Here is a 16,567-nt window from a genome sequence, read left to right on the forward strand (position 1 = left end):
GGGAAGACATGTCCCGTTCCGCCCGCCGCATCGCCGGGGTCGCCATCGCAGGAATCTGCGCGGCGGCCCTCGCGGCACCTGCCCTCGCCGCCACCGCGGACTCCAAGGGCAACTCCCAAGGCCCGCTGATGGACCTTCAGATCCTGTCGTTCAACGACTTCCACGGGAACCTGGAGGCGCCGAGCGGCTCCAGTGGTCGCATCACGATCGACCACTTCTATACGGACGTCGACGACATCGACAATGACGGCAACCGCACGGAGCAGATCAACTTCGTCAACGCCGGCGGCGTCGAGTACCTCGCGACCGAGCTCGCCCAGGCGCGCAAGGGCCACCCGTACTCGCTGACCGTCGCCGCCGGTGACATCGTCGGCGCTTCCCCGCTCCTGTCCGCCGCGTTCCACGACGAGCCGACGGTCGAGGCGATGAACAAGCTCGGCCTCGACGTCACGTCGGTGGGCAACCACGAGTTCGACGAGGGCTACAAGGAGCTTCAGCGCCTTGCGTCCGGCGGTTGCATCGACGATGGCGACGGCGCGAACAACCAGAACTCCTGCCCGGACGGTGTGTTCGGTGGCGCGGACTTCGACATGCTCGCGGCAAACGTCGTCGAGACCTCGACCGGTAAGACGATCCTGCCGGCGTACACGGTGAAGACGTTCAACGGCGCCAAGATCGGCTTCATCGGCATGACCCTCGAGGGCACGCCGAGCATCGTCACGGCATCCGGGGTCGCCGGCCTCACGTTCAAGGACGAGGCCGAGACCGCCAACGCACTGGTGCCGCTGCTCAAGGAGCAGGGGGTCAACGCGATCGTCGTGCTGCTGCACGAGGGCGCGGCACCGACGCAGAGCGGCAAGTCCTACGACTGGGCCTGCCAGGCCGGCGGGTCGATCTCCGGCGCGCTCGTCGACATCAACGCCCACCTCGACCCGGCCATCGACATGGTCGTGTCGGGCCACACGCACCAGCCCTACGTGTGCACGCTGCCCGACCCGGTCGGCAAGCCGCGTCTCGTCACCTCCGCCTCGTCGTTCGGTCGTCTGTACACCGACACGACGGTGACGTACGACCGTCGCACCTCTGACATCGTCCGCCCGACGATGGCCGACTCGGACAACCACATCGTCGAGCGCACCGTCGCCAAGGACCCGGCGCAGACGGCCCTCATCGCGAAGTACAAGACGCTCGTCTCGGCCATCGCGAACCGGGTCATCGGCCAGATCGAGGGCTCCGTGCTCAGCCGCACGGCCAACGCGGCCGGCGAGTCGCCGCTCGGGGACCTCATCGCCGACGCCCAGCTCGCGGACACGTCGACGATCGCGCCGGGTGGCGTTGCTCCGGTCGTGTCGTTCATGAACCCGGGCGGGATCCGGGCAGACCTCGTGGAGAACGCTGCTGGCGACGTGACCTACGAGGCCGCGTTCACGGTGCAGCCGTTCAACAACTTTCTCGTCTCGATGGACCTCACTGGTGAACAGATCATCAAGGTGCTCAACCAGCAGTTCATCAACTCGGCCGGGGCGCCCGCGCGTCCCTACGTGCTCGCCACGAGCGCGGGCCTGACGTACACCCACAACCGGGTGACCGTCTCGGACGTGAAGCTGAACGGCGTCGCGCTCGACCCGGCCGCGACCTACCGGATCGTGACGAACAACTTCCTCGCCGACGGCGGCGACGGCTTCCCGGCCTTCCGGGGCGGCGCCCACGTCTACTTCGGCGGACTCGACATCGACGCGTTCGCGGACTACCTCGAGGCGCACTCGCCGTACGTTCCCGGCCCGCTCGACCGGGTCACGTTCGTCCCGTGAGCCTCGGGGGTCACTGACCGCAGGGGTATGCCGCCGGGCCGGCCCAGCGGCACACCCCACCGAGCGCGACGGCCCGGTCCCCACCAGGGGGCCGGGCCGCCCGCTCACTCGACGGGGTGGGTCGCCTGCTGGGGGCTGGTCACGGGGACGGCCTGACCGGCGCGGTCGGGCACGAGGCGGTAGCCGACGTTGCGGACCGTGCCGATGAGGGCCTCGTGGTCCGGGCCGAGCTTGGCGCGCAGGCGCCGCACGTGGACGTCGACGGTGCGCGTGCCGCCGTAGTAGTCGTAGCCCCAGACCTCCTGCAGCAGCTGGGCTCGCGTGAAGACACGGCCGGGGTGCTGCGCGAGGTACTTGATGAGCTCGAACTCCTTGTAGGTCAGGTCGAGCGGGTGGCCCCGGAACCTCGCGGAGTAGCTGGCCTCGTCGATGACGAGCTCGCCCGAGGTGATCGGCATGTCCAGGTCGGCCTCGTCGTCCTGACCCTTCGTCATGGCCAGGCGCAGTCGGGCGTCCACCTCCGCCGGGCCTGCGGAGTCGAGCAGCACGTCGTCGAGGCCCCACTCGGCCGTGAGACCAGCGAGGCCGCCCTCGGTGAGGACGGCCAGCAGGGGAGTGCCGATCCCCGTCGTGCGCAGGACCCGACAGAGCGAGCGTGCACTCGCCAGCTCCCGGCGCGCATCGATGATGACGACGTCGCAGTCGGGCGAGTCGACGAGCGCGGTGGCCTCGGCGGGCAGGATGCGGACCGTGTGGCTCAGCAGGCCGAGGGCAGGCAGCACCTCGGCGCTCGGGGCGAGCGCGTTGGTCAGCAGCAGCAGTCGGGCCATCTCCTGCAGGATAGGCGAGACTGGTCACGCAGGGACGGGACCTGGTGAACCATGAGACGGAGTGAGATGCCCGCGACCACGACGGTGACGGTGCGCTACTGGGCCGCGGCCCGCGCTGCTGCGGGCACCGACGGCGAAGTCCTCGCGGGCGACACCGTGGGTGCGGTCGTCGACGCTGCCGTGGCAGCGCACCCGGAGCTGGCACGCGTGGCACGGGTCGCGAGCTTCCTGCTCGACGGCCGCAAGGTGACGCGCGAGGCGTCGGTCGGCGACGGCGCGACGGTCGAGGTCCTGCCGCCGTTCGCCGGCGGGTGATGCACAATGACCCCCGTGCCTGAGGACAGTGCGGCCCTCCGCGAGCCCGGCCCCGACGACGACGGGGCCTCGCGCGACGTCCCGGGCGGCGTCGTCGGCGGGTCGCTCCGGCTGCCGCTCACGCCGGTCGGCGCCGACCGCGTCCGCTGGGCCAGCGTCGCCTCGACGCTCGTCGCCGCGGTCGCACTCCTGCTCGCCCAGGGCACCGGGTATGCCGCCACGTTGGCCGTGACGCTCGTGCTGGCCCTCGCGGTCGCCTGGGGCTGGCCCGTCCTCACGGGGTCGTTCACGCCGATGGCGACGACCGTCGTGCTCGCCGTCGCCGCCGTCGCGATGGTGCTGAGCGCGCTCCGCGAGGACCTGTTGTGGGTTCCGGCCGCCGCCGCGTTCGGCGTCGTCCTCGCCTTCTTCGGGCAGCTCGTGCGCCGCACCGGGCGCGAGGGTCTCGTGCTGACCCTCCTCTCGGCGTTCGCCGGGCTCGTCGTCATCGCGTCGGGCACCACCGCCGTCGTCGCCGCCAACAGCGACCGCGGCCAGGCGGTGGCGGTCGTCGCTATGGCCGCCGTCGGCGCCGCCGTCGTCACCGACCTGCTCGCCGGGGTGCGGGCCGCAGCGCCGCTGCTCGGGATCGTCGCGCTCGTCGCGGCCGTGCTCGCCGCCGTCGTCGCGACCACGCGGGTCGCCGAGGTCGGTGCGCTCGAGGCGGTCGGCATCGGCGCCGCCGTCGGCACCGTCTCGTGGTCCTTTCGCCGGGTCCTCGCGCTCCAGCCGGCGATGCTGACGCTGCGCGGCCAGATCGGTGCCGGCGCCGGCTCGGTGCTCGCGGTCGGCGCCGTCGTGCACGTCTTCTCCATTCTCACCTGAGCCCCCTCTCTCAACCGTCGAGAGGCCAGCTTTCGCGGCCTCCTCACCCTCGAGGGGCCAACATTCGCGGCCCGGCGGATCAGTAGACGAGGGCCTGGACGCCCGGGGCCATGGCCTCCTCGACGAAGACGGCCGCGCCCTTGATGACGGCGCCCTCGACGAGCTGGTCCTCGGTGAGCTCGCGGCGCGCCGCGCACTGCGTGCAGACGGTGAGCCGACCACCCGCGAGCACCGCGTCGCGCAGCTCGACGAGCGGGGCGGCATACGGCAGCTCGAACTGCTCGGCACGGCCGGGGACGGCCATCCAGGTGGACTCGCCGGTCAGCCAGAGGGACACGTCGACCCCGCTCGCGACGGCTGTGGCGGCGACCGTGAAGGCCTGCGAGAGGCGCTCTGGCGCCTCGGTTCCGGCGGTGACCTTGACGACGAGTGAGCGTGCGGGGGTGTCCATGGGATCAGGCTACGATCGGGCGCATGTTCAACCTCGACCAGGACATCCCGGAGCCGTTGCGCCCCCTCGCGTGGCTCATCGGACGCTGGGAGGGAGCCGGGGTCGTCGGCTACCCGACGATCGAGTCGGCGCACTTCGGCCAGGAGGTCGAGGTGACGCACGACGGGCGCGGCTTCCTCAAGTGGGAGAGCAAGGCCTGGATCCTCGACTCCGAGAACGGGTCCAAGGTGCGGCCGGCCGCCGTCGAGTCCGGCTTCTGGCGCCCGCTCGAGAACGGCGAGGTCGAGCTGCTCCTCGCCCACCCGACTGGCATCCTCGAGCTCTACTACGGCCAGATCGAGCCGGCCAAGATCCAGCTCCGCACCGACGGCGTGCTGCGCTCGCCCGGCGCCAAGGAGTACAACGCGGCGACGCGGATGTACGGCCTCGTCGAGTCCCAGCTGATGTGGGTCATGGACATGGCGGCCGTCGGCAAGGAGCTGCAGAGCCACGTGTCCGCCACCCTCAAGCGCGTGGAATGAGGCGGACGCCGTGAGCGTTCCACCCGACATGAGCGACGTGGAGCTGCCCACCCGGCCGACCCCGACGGCCTCGAGGAGCCCACTGCTGTCGCGGCCCGGAGCCGTGGCCGGCGAGGGTCTCGAGTCGGCCGTCGCCCTCCACTACGGCGACCCGATGCGCGAGCAGCGCCTCCTCGAGGAGGGCCTCGCCGTCGTGGACCTGTCGCACCGCGACGTCGTCACGGTGACCGGCCCCGACCGGCTCACCTGGCTCCACTCGCTGACCACGCAGCACCTGCTCGGGCTCGAGCCGCGTCAGTCACGAGAGGCCCTGATCCTGACGCCGAAGGGCCACGTCGAACACTCACTGCACCTCGTCGACGACGGCGGGACGACGTGGGTCACGACCGAGCCCGGCGCCGGCCCGGCGCTCGCCGAGTGGCTCGACCGCATGAAGTTCATGCTCCGGGTCGAGGTCGCGATCGTCACCGACGCGTGGGCCGTTCTCGGCGAGCCCCACGCGAGCGAGTCGGCCGCCGGCGAGCCCCTGGCGTGGCGCGACCCCTGGCCCGACCTCGTCGGCGACACGACGGCATACGGCCCGGTCGACGAGCACCCCGGCACCGAGCGCGCCTGGCGCGAGGTCATCGTGCCCCGCGCGGATCTCGTTGCCGCAGTGGCCGATCGGCCCCTCGCAGGTCTGTGGGCCGCCGAGGCGTTGCGTATCGCGGCCTGGCGTCCGCGGCTCGGACTCGAGACCGACCACCGCACGATCGTGCACGAGGTCGATTGGCTGCGCACCGCCGTGCACCTGCACAAGGGCTGCTACCGGGGGCAGGAGACCGTCGCGCGCGTGCACAACCTCGGGCGACCGCCGCGGCGTCTCGTCTTCCTCCACCTCGACGGCTCGGGACACATCCTGCCGGACCGGGGGAGCGAGGTCCGCGCGGGTGACCGCGTCGTCGGCCACGTCACGTCGGTGGGCCGCCACCACGTCGACGGGCCGATCGCGCTCGCCGTCATCAAGCGCAACACCGACCCGACGCTGGAGCTGCTGGTCGACGACCTCTCGGCGGCGCAGACGACGATCGTCGCCCCCTGACAGACGGTGCCCCCGGCGCTGGCAGGATGTGCGCCATGAGCACCGCACGCACCGCCGCGAGCACCCTGATCACCGTCGCCCCGACGGGCGCCGAGACCGCGAAGGCAGACGTCCCTGCGCTGCCCACGACGCCGGAAGAGCTCGTCGAGACCGCCGTCGCGTGCGAGCAGGCGGGCGCTGCGCTCATCCACATCCACGTCCGTGACCGCGAGCACGAGCCCACGCTCGACCCGGCGTTCCTCAAGGAGGCCGTGGCCGGGGTGCGCGAGGCGACTGACCTCGTCGTCCAGCTCTCGACGGGCGGCTCGATCACCGACCCGCTCGAGAAGCGCCTGACGGTCCTCGACGCCGACCCCGACTCGTGCTCGCTGACGTGCGGCACGACGAACTTCGGCGACGGCGTCTTCCTCAACCCGTGGGGCTTCATGGTCGACCTCTACACGCAGGCCCAGGAACGGGAGGTCGTGCCGGAGTTCGAGCTCTTCGAGCTCGGCCACGTCCACGCCCTGCGCCGGCTCATCGACGAGTGCGGCCTGCCCTTCGGCGGCAAGGTGCACGTCGACTTCGTGACCGGCGTGCCGGGTTCCATGCCGGGCACGCCGCAGGCGCTGCTCGCCGGCGTCGCGATGCTGCCGCCCGGGGTGACGAGCTGGTCGGCGACCGGCATCGGCCGTGCGCACCTGCCGATCCTCGCCGCGGCCCTCGCGGCGGGCGGCCACCTGCGCGTCGGCATGGAAGACAACCTGATGTACGCCAAGGGCCGGCCCGTCGAGCACAACCGCGAGCTCGTGGCGCGGGCCGCGGAGATCGCGACGATCATGCAGCGTCCGCCGATGTCGACGACCGAGGCTCGCGCGGCCTTGGCCATCAAGGACCGGCGCACCCGCTGACGCGCCTCCGACCCGGGTGAAAGTGCCCACTCGACGCGACAGGTCGAGTGGGCACTTTGCTGCGCCGGCGACAGGTGTGGGACGGCTCACGCTGTCCACAGTTTGCATTTTGCTTGCTGCAGTTAGCACAATGGGGGCATGAGCAAGCTTCCGCTACCCGACCTCGGGGCCTACTTGCGCGAGCAGCGCGAGAGTGCCCAGCTGTCGCTGCGCCAGCTTGCCGAGATGGCGGGCGTCTCCAACCCCTACCTGTCGCAGATCGAGCGCGGGCTCAAGCGCCCCAGCGCCGAGATCCTGCAGCAGATCGCCAAGGGACTCCAGGTCTCCGCCGAGTCGCTCTACGTCCGGGCCGGCATCCTCGACGAGAGGGTCGCCGACCACGACCCTGTGGCCGTGCCTGACGTCCTCTCCGCCATCGCCGCCGACCCGGTCCTCACCGACCGGCAGCGCGGGGTGCTCGTCGACATCTACCTGTCGTTCGTCGGCGAGGACGAGACGACGTCCCGAAGCACGCCCAAGACCAGACCCGCGCCGGCCGCAGCAGACCGCCGGCGCCCGTCGCGCAGCGCCACCGCTGACGCGACCCCCGAGCTCAACGAGAAGGAGAACTGAGCATGGCTCTCAACAAGAAGATCACCCAGGCCGTCAAGGATGCCCAGAAGCAGGCCGAGGCGGTTGTCGCCGACGTGCGTGACCAGCTCGGCCACCTCGACGGCAAGCTGCCCGAGGTCACGGTCGACCCGACGCCGTTCTACGCCGTAGTCGGCGCCGCGAACATCGCCATCGACACCGTCCGCGCCGCCGGCGAGCAGCTCGAGGCCGCCCGCCGGCAGGCCAAGGGCGTCGACGTCCGGGGAGGCGCCAAGAAGGAGGCCGACCAGCTGCAGAAGGAGCTCCAGAAGCGCATCGTCGACCTGCAGGGCCGCACGCTCGAGCTCCAGAAGCTCGCGACGAAGTATGCCGACCGCTTCGTCACGCAGGCCCAGGACCTCCCGGCCCGCGTCCTCAACGAGGGTCTCGTCATCGCGAGCAACGCCAAGGACCAGTACGACGCCGCCGCGGCCCGCGGTGAGAAGGTCGTCACCGACCTCCGCGCCCAGGGCGAGCGCACGGCGTTCGACCTCGCCGAGCGCGGCACGGCGACCGTGACCCGTGGCCGTCACGTGGCCGAGACCGCTGTCAACGAGGGCGAGAAGGTCGCGCAGAGCCTGCTCGACGTCGTCGTGAAGGACGCCTCGAAGGTCGGCGCGCAGGTCTCGACGTCGGCCGAGGCCATCGAGTCCGCCGCCGCGCCGGTCGCGCCGCAGCGCACCGCCGAGCACGAGAAGGCGGTCCGCTCGTCGTCTGCGAAGAAGGCCGCTGCGACGCGCAAGGCCAACGAGACCGAGGCCACGACGACCCGCAAGGTCGCCGCCCGCACCTCGTCCGCGAAGAAGGCGCCGGCCAAGAAGGCGACGACGACCGTCGCGAAGAAGGCCCCCGCCAAGAAGGCCGCCAAGAAGGCCTGATCGACCGGCAGGGACGAGGCCGCCACCCATGAGGGTGGCGGCCTCGTCGTGTCGCCGTCACCCGGCACGGTGCGGCCGGCCGGGGCAGGTCGCGGCCGCTCCGGCATACTGCGGGACGTGCCCGATGATCTCGCGTCCGTGTCCACCAACCCCGCCAGCGCCGCCGTCGCGGCTGCCCCGATCGTCGCCCACGTCGTTCGCGGCGGGTTCGTCGAGTCGGTCCACCACGGCACGGCAGTCGTCACGGCGCCCGACGGATCGGTCGAGCTGCAGGTCGGCGACGCGAGCGGGCCGGTCTTCCCGCGCAGCTCGAGCAAGCCGCTCCAGGCGCTCGCCATGGTGCGCCACGGCCTGCAGACCGACGGCCGGCTGCTCTCGCTCGCGTGCGCCAGCCACTCGGGTGAGCCCTTCCACGTCGAGGCGGCCCGAGAGATCCTCGCCGGTGCCGGTCTGACCGAGGCCGACCTGCAGAACACGCCCGACTACCCGTACGACGACGCCGCGCGCATCGCGTGGATCGCAGACGGCCGGCCGAAGCAGTCCATCGTGCAGAACTGCTCGGGCAAGCACGCGTCGATGCTCGCCACCTGCGTCGCCAACGGCTGGGACCTCGCGACGTACCGCGACCCTGCGCACCCACTGCAGCTCGCAGTGGCCGAGACCGTGCGCGAGCTCACCGGGGTCGAGCCGAGTGCGGTGGCCGTCGACGGCTGCGGGGCCCCGATCCACGCCGTGCCGCTGCGCGCCCTTGCCCACTCGTTCGGGCGCCTCGCCGCCGCGACCGAAGGGCCCGAGGTAAAGGTGGCCACCGCGATCCGCGACTTCCCCGAGTACCTGGGAGGCACCCACCGCGACGTGACCGCGCTGATCCGTGGCATCGACGGGCTCGTCGCCAAGGACGGCGCGGAAGCCGTCTACGCCGTGGGCCTGCGCGACGGCCGGGGCATCGCCGTCAAGGTCGCCGACGGCTCGTCACGCGCGCGGAGCGTCCTGCTCGCGGCCGTCCTGCGCCGCATCGGCGTCGGCGGCGACGAGGTGCTCGCGGTGCTCGAGCGGCAGCCGGTGCTCGGCCACGGCCAGCCGGTGGGCGCCGTCGTCGCCGTGGGCGTCTGAGGCCACCGTGCGGGCGGTGCTCCAGCGGGTCACGAACGCCCGGGTCGAGGTCGACGGCGAGGTCGTCGGCGCGATCGACCGGCCGGGCCTGCTCGCGCTCGTCGGGGTGACGCACGACGACGGCCCGGAGCAGGTCGACCGGATGGCCCGCAAGATCGCAGAGCTGCGCATCCTGCGCGACGAGCAGAGCCTGGCCGATGCCGGGGCGCCCGTCCTCGTCGTCAGCCAGTTCACGCTGTACGCCGACACCCGCAAGGGGCGCCGGCCGTCGTGGAGCGCAGCCGCACCCGGCCCGGTCGCCGAGCCCGTCATCGCCGACCTCGTCGCCGCCCTGCGGGCCCGCGGGCTCGAGGTCGAGCAGGGCCGGTTCGGGGCGATGATGGAGGTCTCGCTCGTCAACGACGGGCCCGTCACGCTCGTCGTCGACGCCTGAACCGTGACCCACTGCCCGGCCGGGGGTGCGCAGAGTGGGGCCCCACGGCATACGGCCGGGTTACGCTTCCCCCATGCAGCTGTACCTGGGGTTCCAGAACGTCGTCCTCACCCTCCTCGGCGCTGTCGCGCTGGGCTGCGAGGTGTTCGCGTTCGTGGACTCCCTGCGTCATCCCGAGAACGCCTACGTCGCCGCCGGCAAGCGCACGCGGACCTTCTGGCTCGTGCTGCTCGGCGTCGCGCTGGCGATCGGCTTCGTGACGCTCTTCAACCCGCTCAACCTCTTCGGGCTGATCGCGTTCGTCGGCGCCGCGGTGTACCTCGCCGACGTGCGTCCCGCGCTGCGCCAGGTGCGTGGCCTCGGGGGTCGTTCCAACACCGGGTGGTGACCCCAGCGCCACCGCTGGGGGCACCGGGTCTGCCGCGTACGGCACACTGGTGCATTCACAACCGATAGGAGAACCATGTCCGACCAGCAGCCCGCTGCTGCCGTCGTCGAACACGAGCTCGACGCCCACGGCCACCGTCACGAGTCGACCCCGAGCCACACGCCGGACGACTACGACCTGGGCGACCGCAACCCGACCGACGACATCTTCGTCGCGGAGCGTCCGTGGGGTGAGTTCCAGCAGTTCGTCTCCAACGAGCAGGTCACCGTCAAGATCATCACGGTGCAGCCCGGACACCGGCTCTCCCTCCAGCGTCACGACCACCGCGGGGAGATGTGGCAGGTCCTCGACGTGCCGATCGACGTCACGGTCAACGACGACACGTGGAGTGCGCAGCCCGGTGAGACCGTGTGGGTGCCCCGCGGGGCCATCCACCGCATGGGCAACTCGGGTGACCAGCCCGGTCGCCTTCTCGAGGTCGGCTTCGGTCACTTCGACGAGTCCGACATCCAGCGCCTCGAGGACGACTACGTCCGCTGACGCCAGCGCGTCGTGCTCGACCTGTGCCGCCGGGCCCGCGCCCGGCGGCATGTGTCTGCCCGGGGTGAGGGGCGCCGGCGTCGCGCCTCAGCAGGCGCGTGACTGGTTCGGCCCCAGCGAGAGCTCGGCCCAGACGACCTTGCCGCCGGGCACCGGGCTGTAGCCCCAGCGCCGGGAGAGTGCCTCGACGATCGTGACGCCGCGTCCGCTGATGTCGTCGCCGCTGGCTTGGCGCCGCTCGAGGGGTATGCGGGTCGCGTCCTCGACACCGATGCGCAGGCGACCCCGGCGCCGGTCCACCACGGCCCGGAACGGCGAGGCGGCATGGTGCAGGGCGTTGGTCGCGAGCTCGGACACGATGAGGGCCGCGTCGGCAGAGACCTCGTCGTGGCCCCACGACCGGAGCACGTCGACGACGAAGTGCCGGGCCGCCGGGACCGACTCCGGCGTCGGCAGGTAGACGCGCGAGCAGGCGTGGCCACCCGCTGACGCGGCGTTGCCGGTCGTCTCGGGGGAGCCCGTGGACGCCAGGTCGGTGTGCAGCTCGCAGACGCGACGCACGTCGACGAGCTCGGCGTGGTCCAGTGCGCCCGTGGGATAGGCACAGAGGAGCGAGAAGTCGTGCTCGCTGAGGATCTCGTTCCACAGCAGCTCGAGGTCGATGGCGGCGTCGACCTGATCGTCCGCCCAGAGGAGCGCGACCATCTCGCCGAAGGCGCGAACGGGCCGGCCCGCTGCGGACGCCTTGGTCAGCACCTCGCCGACCCTCCTCATGAAGTGCTCGGAGTCGATGCGGCCCTCGACGATCAGCTGACGCAGGGTCTCGTGCGCGTCGAGGACCAGGTAGCGTCCCGCGCCGGCGCGAGCGACCGGGTCATATCCGCGGCTCACGAGCAGGTCGCCGACAGCGGTGCGGTGCGCCCGCGTGCACACGAGGACGACGCACTCATCGAGGTCCCACCCGGACGCGACGAAACGCGCGACGGCGTCGATACCCTCACTGTCCAGTGCGTAGAAACCCACTGCATGACCCGACCCCGACGCGGCCATGCCGCCGTGCGACATGGCCCTCATGGTACGCCGACGCCATCGCCCACGACCGCGACACAACCTGTGAAACAGCGACCCGCACCACGTCCAGAACCCGTCCGAACCGGGTCGAACCCTGACGCAAGGGGCAGTCTCAGCGCAGGAGCGGTGCGACGGCAGACCAGTCCACGGTGAGCTCGCCGAGTCGCCAGCGCGGTGGTCCGTCGAGCAGCGGCCACCGTTCCCGGACGTCGCTCACCATGGCGATGAACCGCTGGCGGGCGCCCCAGGAGGACTGGGGGGAGCTACGCGCCCAGGCGCGGTCGAGGTCCATGAGGAAGTCGTGGACGGGCTCGCCCGGCACGTTCCGGTGGATCAGCGACTTCGGCAGGCGCTCGGCGACGTCGGACGGGCGATCGAGCCCACCCATGCGCAGGGAGATCGTCAGACTCACGGGGCCACTGGCGTCGACGGCGACCCACGCGGCGCGGCGCCCGATCTCGTCGCAGGTGCCGTCGACGAGGAGGCCGCCCGGTGCGAGGCGTTGCTGCACCAGCGCCCATGCGGCGGGCACCTCGTCCTCGGGGTACTGCCGCAGCACGTTGAAGGCGCGCACGACGGTCGGTCGGGCGCCACCGTCCAGCGGCACCTCGAAGCCGCCGAGCCGGAAGGTCAGCCCGTCGCGCTCGAGCGGGCGTCCGGCGGCGACCCGCTCGGGGTCGATCTCGACGCCGACGACCTGCACGTCCGGGCGCACGCGACGGAGCCGGTCGTGCAGCTCGACCGCGGTGATGGGCGACGCGCCGTAGCCGAGGTCGACGACGACCGGCGGGGTCGGGCTGCGACGGAGCCGCCACGCCTGGGGGCCGGCGATCCAGCGGTCGCACCGACGCAGCCGGTTCGGGTTCGTCGTGCCCCGCGTGATGGTCCCGACGGGGCGTCCTCGGCCGGCCACGTGGGCAGCCTACGCGTCGGCCTGCGGGCGTGAGCCGAACGCCCGGACGGGCGGCACCGGGGTGCCGCGGTTCGGTGTGACCGCGTGGCGACGTCGCGCCGCCCCTGCCCCGGGAATCGACAGAGCGCGAGACGGGTTGTCGGTGGAGTGCCCAGGCAGGAGCATGGCGAGATGAAGAGAGGACGTCGATGACGGCGGATCCCAGACGCGTGGCGATGATCAGCGTCCACACCTCACCGCTCGAGCAGCCCGGCACGGGTGACGCGGGCGGCCTGAACGTCTACGTCGCCGAGACCGCGAAGGAGCTCGCAGCGCGGGGCGTCGAGGTCGACATCTTCACCCGCCGCACGACCGGCGACACGCCCGTCGAGGCCGACCTCGTGCCCGGGGTGCGGGTGCGCCACGTGACCGCCGGCCCCTACGAGGGCCTCGCCAAGGAGGACCTGCCGGGACAGCTCTGCGCCTTCTCCGCAGGCATCATGCAGGCGGGTCTCTCGGTCCCCGAGGACCACTACGACCTCGTCCACTCGCACTACTGGCTGTCGGGCCAGGTCGGGTGGCTCGCTGCCGACCGCTGGCGCGTCGCGCTCGTCCACACCATGCACACCATGGCGCGGGTCAAGAACCTCCACCTGGCCGACGGCGACCGCCCCGAGCCGCGCGGCCGCGAGATCGGCGAGGTCCAGGTCGTCGAGGCGGCCGACCGGCTCATCGCCAACACCGACGACGAGGCGCGTGAGCTCATCGAGCTGTATGCCGCGCCGCCGGCCAAGGTTTCCGTCGTGCCGCCGGGCGTCGACCTCCAGATCTTCACGCCGGGTGACCGGGTGGCCGCCCGCCGCGAGCTCGGCCTGCCGGTCGAGGGGCAGCTGCTCCTCTTCGTCGGCCGCATCCAGCCGCTCAAGGCGCCGGACGTCCTGCTGCGCGTCGCCGGTGAGCTGGTGGCGCGCGACCCGGCCCGCCGCGGACAGCTCACCGTCGCCGTCGTCGGCGGGCCGAGCGGCAGCGGACTCACCCGGCCGCACGAGCTCGAGGAGCTCGCCCGCAGCCTCGGCATCGAGGACGTCGTGCGCTTCGTCAAGCCCGCGCCGCGCCCGGTGCTCGCGCAGTGGTACCGCGCCGCCGACGTCGTCGTCGTGCCGAGCTACTCCGAGTCGTTCGGCCTCGTCGCCATCGAGGCCCAGGCCTGCGGCACGCCCGTCGTCGCCGCCCACGTCGGCGGCCTGCCGACCGCCGTCGGTGAGGCCGGCGTCCTCGTCGACGGCCACGCCACGGCCGACTGGACCGACGCGGTCGACGGGTTGCTCCGCGACGACGCCCGCCGACTCGCCCTCGGCGCCGCCGCGGTCGAGCACGCCGCCCAGTTCGGGTGGTCCGCCACCACCGACCGTCTCCTCGACGTCTACCGACAGGCCATCCGCGAGCGGGCCAACGGTTCCAACGAGTCGCCTATCGACGAGGGCCAGAACCTCGTCGGCGTCCCGACTGCGGTCATCCCGTGACCCCACCCGACCGTGCGGGATCCCCGGCGGCGGACGCCAAGGCCCGCCTCACGGCATACCTCGGCTCCGTCGACCTCGAGTGGGAGCTCGGTGGCCGCCCCGGGGAGCTCGTCGTCACGCTGCCTGGCGAGAAGAAGCTCAAGACCGTGCTGTCCCTGCTCGTGCGCGACCGGACGACGAGCCTCAGCGCCTTCGTCATCCGCAACCCGGACGAGAACCACGAGGTGTTCTACCGGACCCTGCTTCGCAAGAACCTTCGCCTGCAGGGCCTCGCGTACGCCATCGACACCGACGGCGACGTCTACCTGCGCGGTGAGGTGCCGACGTCGGCGCTCGACGCCGAGCACCTCGACCAGCTCTTCGGGATGGTGCTCGCCGCGAGCGACGACGTCTTCAACGAGCTGCTCGCGCTCGGCTTCCTGGGGTCGATGAGGAAGGAGTGGGCGTGGCGGGTGTCGCGCGGCGAGTCGACCCGCAACCTCGAGGCGTTCCGTCACCTGCTGGACGACGGCTCGGGCGGCTGAACGGGCGTCGCTAGGCTGACCGCCATGACCTACACGCTCGTCCTCGTCCGCCACGGCGAAAGCGACTGGAACGCCAAGAACCTCTTCACCGGCTGGGTCGACGTCGACCTCACCGACAAGGGCCGCGCCGAGGCCGTCAAGGCCGGGCAGCAGCTCAAGGAGGCCGGCATCCTGCCCGACATCGTGCACACGTCGGTGCAGCGCCGGGCCATCAACACGGCCAACCTCTCGCTCGACGCGGCTGACCGTCACTGGATCCCGGTCAAGCGCGACTGGCGCCTCAACGAGCGCCACTACGGCGCGCTGCAGGGCAAGAACAAGAAGCAGACCCTCGAGGAGTTCGGCGAGGAGCAGTTCATGCTCTGGCGCCGCTCCTACGACGTGCCGCCGCCGCCGATCGACCTCGACGACGAGTTCGCGCAGACCGATGACCCTCGCTACGCCGGCCTCGGCGAGGCGATGCCCCGCACCGAGTGCCTCAAGGACGTCGTCAAGCGCATGACGCCCTACTGGGAGACGGAGATCCAGACCGACCTCGCCGACGGCCTGACCGTCATGATCGCCGCCCACGGCAACTCGCTGCGGGCCCTCGTCAAGACGCTCGACGAGATCTCCGACGACGACATCGCCGGCCTCAACATCCCCACGGGTATGCCGCTCGTCTACGAGCTCGACGAGCAGTTCCGTCCCGTGACCCGGGGTGGGCGTTACCTCGACCCCGAGGCCGCAGCCGAGGCGGCCGCGGCCGTCGCCAACCAAGGCCGCTAACCCGGCTGGTCCACCCCTGCGGGAGCTCGTGGAGGGTTGACGCTGCCCAGGCAGCGTCAACCCTCCACGCGCCTGCGGACTGCGCAGTCCCGTCGCCTGCACCGGCGTGCCCGTCCGGACCACCCGCGCCCCCGGAACACCGCCTCGAGCTCGAGTGCGGTGTCGCACGGTGTCACCGCGACATCGCTCCAGTAGACGCGGACCGTCAGCCACGAGGCGCCGGCGTTGCGGCGGTCACGACGGCCGTCCCGCTGCTGGTTCGCCCAGCCCGCGTGTCCCAGCCTGCCGTCGACCTCGACCTTGACCCGCACGGACTCGTAGTCGTTGTCGCACCGGGTGTCGCCGGCACCGGCCGCCTGGCGGACGGCTGACGGGAGGCCGTGCGCCCGCTCGACGTCGCGGGTGTAGCGCCGCTCTGCCGCGCTCTCCGTGCCGGCTGCGACGTCGTCGAGAACCTCGAGCAGGAGGGCATGGTGCGCCTGGTTCGGTCGCTGGCCCAGGGCCGACCGCAGGTTGCGCACGGTGGTGCGCCGCGTCTGGACCGCCTTGGCGACGAGGGCGACTGCGCGGTCGAGCGGCTGCCCCTGGGCGAGGTCGAACACCGTGTGGTCCACGCCGATGCGGTGCGGCCACGCGCGCTCGTCGGTGCGCTCGAACGCATACCGGCTGCGGCTCACGACGACGCCGGGTGTGGTCTCGGGTCGGCGGCCCACCGGGACGACCACGTGGATGTCGACTCCCGGGTGTGGCACGAGGCCCCAGAGGAAGCCGGCGCTCGGGCCGCACAGCGCGGACGGCAGCCCGATCCTCAGCAACGCCGCGAGGGCCTGGGACTGCCAGTCGTCGTGGCCCGGCGACGTGGAGTAGACCCCTCGCTGGACGCAGACCCACCGGCCCGACTCGACGCTCCACCGGACGGCCGCCTCGGTGAGCCCGGCCCCGAGCGCCTGGGCGCGGGTGACGAGGCCGAGCTGCGCGGCGGCCACCGATGGAAGGTCTCGACGCATCCACTGATGCTGCCGGTCCGCGGTCATCCCGTGCTCG

20 protein-coding genes are annotated in these 16,567 nt (G+C 72.0%); 15 read left to right on the forward strand and 5 right to left on the reverse strand.

The genetic code is table 11. The annotated features are described in order from the left end of the window. Nucleotides 1-8 precede the first annotated feature (8 nt). Complete coding sequence (locus ACFQU3_RS08510) at nt 9-1,811, forward strand: bifunctional metallophosphatase/5'-nucleotidase (RefSeq protein ID WP_385908666.1); 1,803 nt, start codon at nt 9-11, stop codon at nt 1,809-1,811. A gap of 104 nt (nt 1,812-1,915) precedes the next feature. On the opposite strand, the gene ACFQU3_RS08515 is transcribed toward ACFQU3_RS08510, so the two are convergent. Continuing rightward, entirely contained in the window at nt 1,916-2,641 is a 726-nt protein-coding gene (locus ACFQU3_RS08515; protein ID WP_385908668.1) for a DNA-binding response regulator, read from the reverse strand. A 66-nt stretch (nt 2,642-2,707) separates the two neighbouring features. Between ACFQU3_RS08515 and ACFQU3_RS08520 the strand changes: the two genes are divergently transcribed. Together ACFQU3_RS08520 and ACFQU3_RS08525 are read left to right on the forward strand one after the other, a co-directional pair. Further along, nucleotides 2,708-2,956, forward strand: coding sequence for a MoaD/ThiS family protein (locus tag ACFQU3_RS08520; protein ID WP_385908670.1), 249 nt, complete (start codon nt 2,708-2,710; stop codon nt 2,954-2,956). Nucleotides 2,957-2,962: 6 nt separating this feature from the next. Next, on the forward strand, nt 2,963-3,820 hold the full coding sequence (locus ACFQU3_RS08525; protein ID WP_385908672.1) for a hypothetical protein: 858 nt from the start codon (nt 2,963-2,965) through the stop codon (nt 3,818-3,820). A gap of 79 nt (nt 3,821-3,899) precedes the next feature. Here the strand turns inward: ACFQU3_RS08525 and ACFQU3_RS08530 are convergent, their stop codons facing one another. Next, entirely contained in the window at nt 3,900-4,271 is a 372-nt protein-coding gene (locus ACFQU3_RS08530; RefSeq protein ID WP_385908674.1) for a DsrE family protein, read from the reverse strand. 23 nt (nt 4,272-4,294) lie between these two features. On the opposite strand from ACFQU3_RS08530, the gene ACFQU3_RS08535 reads away from it, so the two are divergent. The 9 genes from ACFQU3_RS08535 (at nt 4,295) to ACFQU3_RS08575 (ending at nt 10,745) form a co-directional block, all read left to right on the forward strand. Next, complete coding sequence (locus ACFQU3_RS08535; protein WP_385908676.1) at nt 4,295-4,792, forward strand: FABP family protein; 498 nt, start codon at nt 4,295-4,297, stop codon at nt 4,790-4,792. Between the two features lie 28 nt (nt 4,793-4,820). Beyond that, on the forward strand, nt 4,821-5,873 hold the full coding sequence (locus tag ACFQU3_RS08540) for a YgfZ/GcvT domain-containing protein (protein ID WP_385908800.1): 1,053 nt from the start codon (nt 4,821-4,823) through the stop codon (nt 5,871-5,873). Nucleotides 5,874-5,908: 35 nt separating this feature from the next. Continuing rightward, nucleotides 5,909-6,763 carry a 3-keto-5-aminohexanoate cleavage protein gene (locus ACFQU3_RS08545; protein WP_385908678.1) on the forward strand — a complete coding sequence of 285 codons (855 nt, stop codon included), beginning with the start codon at nt 5,909-5,911 and terminating at the stop codon, nt 6,761-6,763. A 138-nt stretch (nt 6,764-6,901) separates the two neighbouring features. After that, nucleotides 6,902-7,375 carry a helix-turn-helix domain-containing protein gene (locus ACFQU3_RS08550; RefSeq protein ID WP_385908680.1) on the forward strand — a complete coding sequence of 158 codons (474 nt, stop codon included), beginning with the start codon at nt 6,902-6,904 and terminating at the stop codon, nt 7,373-7,375. Nucleotides 7,376-7,377: 2 nt separating this feature from the next. Further along, entirely contained in the window at nt 7,378-8,271 is an 894-nt protein-coding gene (locus ACFQU3_RS08555) for a hypothetical protein (RefSeq protein WP_385908682.1), read from the forward strand. 117 nt (nt 8,272-8,388) lie between these two features. Continuing rightward, nucleotides 8,389-9,384: an asparaginase gene (locus ACFQU3_RS08560; protein ID WP_385908684.1), complete on the forward strand. Its 996-nt coding sequence runs from the start codon at nt 8,389-8,391 to the stop codon at nt 9,382-9,384. Nucleotides 9,385-9,391: 7 nt separating this feature from the next. After that, entirely contained in the window at nt 9,392-9,817 is a 426-nt protein-coding gene (gene dtd / locus ACFQU3_RS08565) for a D-aminoacyl-tRNA deacylase (protein ID WP_385908686.1), read from the forward strand. Between the two features lie 73 nt (nt 9,818-9,890). Further along, entirely contained in the window at nt 9,891-10,205 is a 315-nt protein-coding gene (locus ACFQU3_RS08570) for a DUF2516 family protein (protein ID WP_385908688.1), read from the forward strand. Nucleotides 10,206-10,280: 75 nt separating this feature from the next. After that, the gene (locus ACFQU3_RS08575) at nt 10,281-10,745 is read left to right on the forward strand and encodes a phosphomannose isomerase type II C-terminal cupin domain (RefSeq protein WP_385908690.1); all 465 of its coding nucleotides are present in this window, start codon (nt 10,281-10,283) and stop codon (nt 10,743-10,745) included. A gap of 87 nt (nt 10,746-10,832) precedes the next feature. Here the strand turns inward: ACFQU3_RS08575 and ACFQU3_RS08580 are convergent, their stop codons facing one another. Together ACFQU3_RS08580 and ACFQU3_RS08585 are read right to left on the reverse strand one after the other, a co-directional pair. Further along, on the reverse strand, nt 10,833-11,810 hold the full coding sequence (locus tag ACFQU3_RS08580; RefSeq protein WP_385908692.1) for an MEDS domain-containing protein: 978 nt from the start codon (nt 11,808-11,810) through the stop codon (nt 10,833-10,835). Nucleotides 11,811-11,928: 118 nt separating this feature from the next. Further along, on the reverse strand, nt 11,929-12,729 hold the full coding sequence (locus ACFQU3_RS08585; RefSeq protein ID WP_385908694.1) for a class I SAM-dependent methyltransferase: 801 nt from the start codon (nt 12,727-12,729) through the stop codon (nt 11,929-11,931). A gap of 188 nt (nt 12,730-12,917) precedes the next feature. Here ACFQU3_RS08585 and mshA point away from each other — a divergent pair, with 188 nt between their 5' ends. From mshA to ACFQU3_RS08600, 3 genes are read left to right on the forward strand one after another with little or no spacing between them, the layout of a single operon-like run. Further along, on the forward strand, nt 12,918-14,231 hold the full coding sequence (mshA, locus tag ACFQU3_RS08590; protein WP_385908696.1) for a D-inositol-3-phosphate glycosyltransferase: 1,314 nt from the start codon (nt 12,918-12,920) through the stop codon (nt 14,229-14,231). Beyond that, complete coding sequence (locus ACFQU3_RS08595) at nt 14,228-14,755, forward strand: YbjN domain-containing protein (protein ID WP_385908698.1); 528 nt, start codon at nt 14,228-14,230, stop codon at nt 14,753-14,755. Before mshA ends, ACFQU3_RS08595 begins: the two co-directional genes overlap by 4 nt. Before the next feature lie 24 nt (nt 14,756-14,779). After that, the gene (locus ACFQU3_RS08600) at nt 14,780-15,523 is read left to right on the forward strand and encodes a phosphoglyceromutase (protein ID WP_188032481.1); all 744 of its coding nucleotides are present in this window, start codon (nt 14,780-14,782) and stop codon (nt 15,521-15,523) included. A 56-nt stretch (nt 15,524-15,579) separates the two neighbouring features. On the opposite strand, the gene ACFQU3_RS08605 is transcribed toward ACFQU3_RS08600, so the two are convergent. Further along, a complete protein-coding gene (locus tag ACFQU3_RS08605) occupies nt 15,580-16,530 on the reverse strand; it encodes a type IV toxin-antitoxin system AbiEi family antitoxin domain-containing protein (RefSeq protein WP_385908700.1) in 951 nt (316 codons plus the stop codon). Between the last annotated feature and the right edge of the window lie 37 nt (nt 16,531-16,567).

This window comes from Terrabacter sp. GCM10028922, from assembly GCF_042666095.1.
Lineage (GTDB): Bacteria > Actinomycetota > Actinomycetes > Actinomycetales > Dermatophilaceae > Terrabacter.